Annotated in this window: 4 protein-coding genes; 2 read left to right on the forward strand and 2 right to left on the reverse strand. The window is 76.3% G+C overall.

The genetic code is table 11. The features are described from left to right. The coding region (locus ACTUAL_RS03460) for a LysR family transcriptional regulator (protein ID WP_440899241.1) at window positions 1-355 on the reverse strand (355 nt) is incomplete at its 3' end. Window positions 356-441: 86 nt separating this feature from the next. On the opposite strand from ACTUAL_RS03460, the gene ACTUAL_RS03465 reads away from it, so the two are divergent. Beyond that, window positions 442-1350: a threonine/serine dehydratase gene (locus tag ACTUAL_RS03465; protein ID WP_096493279.1), complete on the forward strand. Its 909-nt coding sequence runs from the start codon at window positions 442-444 to the stop codon at window positions 1348-1350. Between the two features lie 37 nt (window positions 1351-1387). Here the strand turns inward: ACTUAL_RS03465 and ACTUAL_RS03470 are convergent, their stop codons facing one another. Continuing rightward, complete coding sequence (locus ACTUAL_RS03470) at window positions 1388-2230, reverse strand: helix-turn-helix transcriptional regulator (RefSeq protein WP_440899242.1); 843 nt, start codon at window positions 2228-2230, stop codon at window positions 1388-1390. Window positions 2231-2369: 139 nt separating this feature from the next. Here ACTUAL_RS03470 and ACTUAL_RS03475 point away from each other — a divergent pair. After that, a partial coding sequence (locus ACTUAL_RS03475) for an aldehyde dehydrogenase family protein (protein ID WP_440899243.1) occupies window positions 2370-2722 on the forward strand: 353 nt, incomplete at its 3' end.

The following is a 2722-nucleotide window of genomic DNA, read 5'->3' on the forward strand; positions in this document are numbered from 1 at the left end:
ACGCGGCCAGCACCGGCGGCAGCAGCGTCGTGCCCGCCGTGGAGAACGTCCCGATCGTCACCTGTCCCGGCGCGCCGCCCAGCAGCGCCCGAGCCGTCGCCTCGGCCGCCCGCAGTTCACCCGCGACCGCCTCCGCGTGCCCGAGCATCGCCGCGCCCAGCGGCGTCGGCGTCACCCCGCGCGGGTGCCGGTCCAGCACCCGCCCGCCCAGCTCGCGCTCCAGCGCCGCGATCTGCTGGGACACCGCCGACGCCGTGAACGACAACCGCCCGGCGGCAGCCGCGATCGACCCGGCGCGCACGACTTCGGCCAACAGCGCCAACCGGTGCGCGTCGACCCGATGACCGTCCACCACGAGCAGGCCCCCAGACGTAAGCAGAACTGTCGCCAGCTTAGCACCCATCGCTGGCGCTAATGCGCCGTTCGGCGCAGACTTGACCCATGATCACGAGGTCGGAGGTCGACGCCGCCGCGCGGCGGATCGGCGGTCGGGTGCGGCGCACCCCGGTGTTCCAGCCGCTGGACGGGCTGTGGTTCAAGCTGGAGCACCTCCAGCGCACCGGTTCGTTCAAGGCCAGGGGCGCGTTCAACCGCCTCCTGTCGGTGGGCGACGTGCGCGGCGCCGAGGTCGTGGCGGCCTCGGGCGGCAACGCCGGGCTGGCCGTCGCCGACGCGGCGGCCGAGTGCGGCGCGACCGCGCGGGTGTTCGTGCCGACCACCGCGCCGCGGGTCAAGGTGGACCGCCTGCGCGCCCTCGGCGCGACCGTCGAGCAGGTGGGCGACCGGTACGCCCAGGCCTACGAGGCGGCGACCGAGTACGCCGACCGCCGCGGCGCGCTGCTCTGCCACGCCTACGACCAGCCGGAGGTCTGCGCCGGTCAGGGCACCCTGGCGCTGGAGCTGCTGGAGCAGACCGGCGGCGTGGACACCGTGCTGGTCGCGGTCGGGGGCGGCGGGCTGATCGCCGGGATCGCGGCGGCGCTGGAGGGCGTTGCCAAGGTGGTCGCCGTCGAGCCGAGGACCGCCCCCACCCTGCACTCCGCGCTCGCCGCGGGCGAACCGGTGGACGTCCAGGTCTCCGGCGTCGCCGCCGACTCGCTCGGCGCCAGCCGGGTCGGCGACATCGCGTTCGCCGTGGCCCGCCGCACCGGCGTCGAGTCCCTGCTGGTCGACGACCAGGCCATCGCCGACGCCCGCGGGCTGCTGTGGTCCGAGTACCGCCAGGCACTCGAACCGGGCGGCGCCACCGCCTACGCCGCGCTGCTCGGCGGCGCCTACCGCCCCGAGTCCGGCGAGCGCGTCGCCGTGGTCCTGTGCGGCGCCAACACCAACCCGGCCGACCTGGCCTGACCCCCGACCGGCCGGGAGCGGACGCGCCCCCGGCCGGTCACCGCGCGCCCACCAGCTCCCGCAGCGCCGCCACCCGCTCCGCGTCCACCGACCCGGCCGCTGCCGTGTACACCACCAGCACCGGGCCGGGGCACCCCGGAAGCGGGTACGCGTCCCAGTCCAACCGCAGCGCCCCCACCGGCGTGCGCGCGAACCACTTGACCCCCTTGACCTTCTCCCGCACGTCGTGCCGCGCCCACATCCGCCGGAACTCCGGGCTGAGCAGGCTCAGCTCCCCGACGAGCTCCCGAGCGCGGGGGTGGTCCGGGTCCTCGGCCGCCGCCGCGCGCAGCATCCCGATGTACTCGCTCGCCGACTCCTCCCAGTCCGGGCACACCCGCTGCGCGTCGGGGTGCAGGAACAGCGCCCGCAGCATGTTCCGCTCACCCGGCAGCACGTCGTCCATCCCGCCGAACAGCAGGTTCGCCACCGCGTTGTGCGCCAGCACGTCCAGGTGCCGCCCGAGCACCATCGCGGGCGCGGGCAGCAGGTCCACCAGCCGCCGGGTGCTCTCCGGCACCCGCTCCACCTGCCGCGGCGGGGGAGCGGAGGGCCTGCGCGCGGCCCTGCCGAGGGTGCGCAGGTGCCGGGTCTCGTCGTCGGTCAGCCGCAGCGCCCGCGCGAGCGCGTCCAGCACCTCGTCGGACGGCTTGACCCCGCGCCCCTGCTCGATCCGCTGGTAGTAGTCGGTGCTCACCCCGGCCAGCACCGCCAGCTCCTCCCGCCGCAGCCCGCTCACCCGCCGCCGCCCGCCGGGTTCGAGCCCCAGCTCGTCGGGGCGCACCCGCCCACGCCGGGCGCGCAGGAAGTCGGCGAGCTGGAGGGACGGCGAGGAGGTCATGCCCGCCATCATCCCCGCGTCCGCCCCCGGCGAGGGTGGGCACGCCAGACCCAGGAAAACCAGGGCAACCCGACCCGCCGCGACCCCGGCCAGCCTCGGTGGTGACCACAAGACCCCGCAGGCCCCAGGAGGCCCCGCAGTGACCACCCGACCCCGCCCCGCCCTGCTGGACGCCGACGTCCAGGGCTTCTTCGTCGACGGTGCCCAGGTGGCGCCCCGCTCGCCCGACGTGTTCGCCACCGTCGACCCGACCACCGAGCAGGTCCTCACGCACCTCGGCGTCGCCACCCCCGAGGAGGTCGACGGGGCCGTCCGGGCGGCGCGGACGGCGTTCGAGACCTGGTCCGACACCCCCGCCGCGCGGCGCGCCGGGGTGCTCCTGCAGATCGCCGACGTGGTGGAGGCGCACCGCGAGGAGCTGGCGACCCTGGACGCGCTGGACATGGGCGTGCCGGTCGCGGGCGCCCGCATGATGGTCGACCACGCCGTGCA

This window comes from Actinosynnema sp. (genome assembly GCF_052038725.1).

Coding starts and splice junctions, on each gene's coding strand:
- ACTUAL_RS03465 (WP_096493279.1), top strand. CDS start 442: ATGATCACGAGGTCGGAGGTCGACGCCGCCGCGCGGCGGATCGGCGGT.
- ACTUAL_RS03470 (WP_440899242.1), bottom strand. CDS start 2,230: ATGACCTCCTCGCCGTCCCTCCAGCTCGCCGACTTCCTGCGCGCCCGG.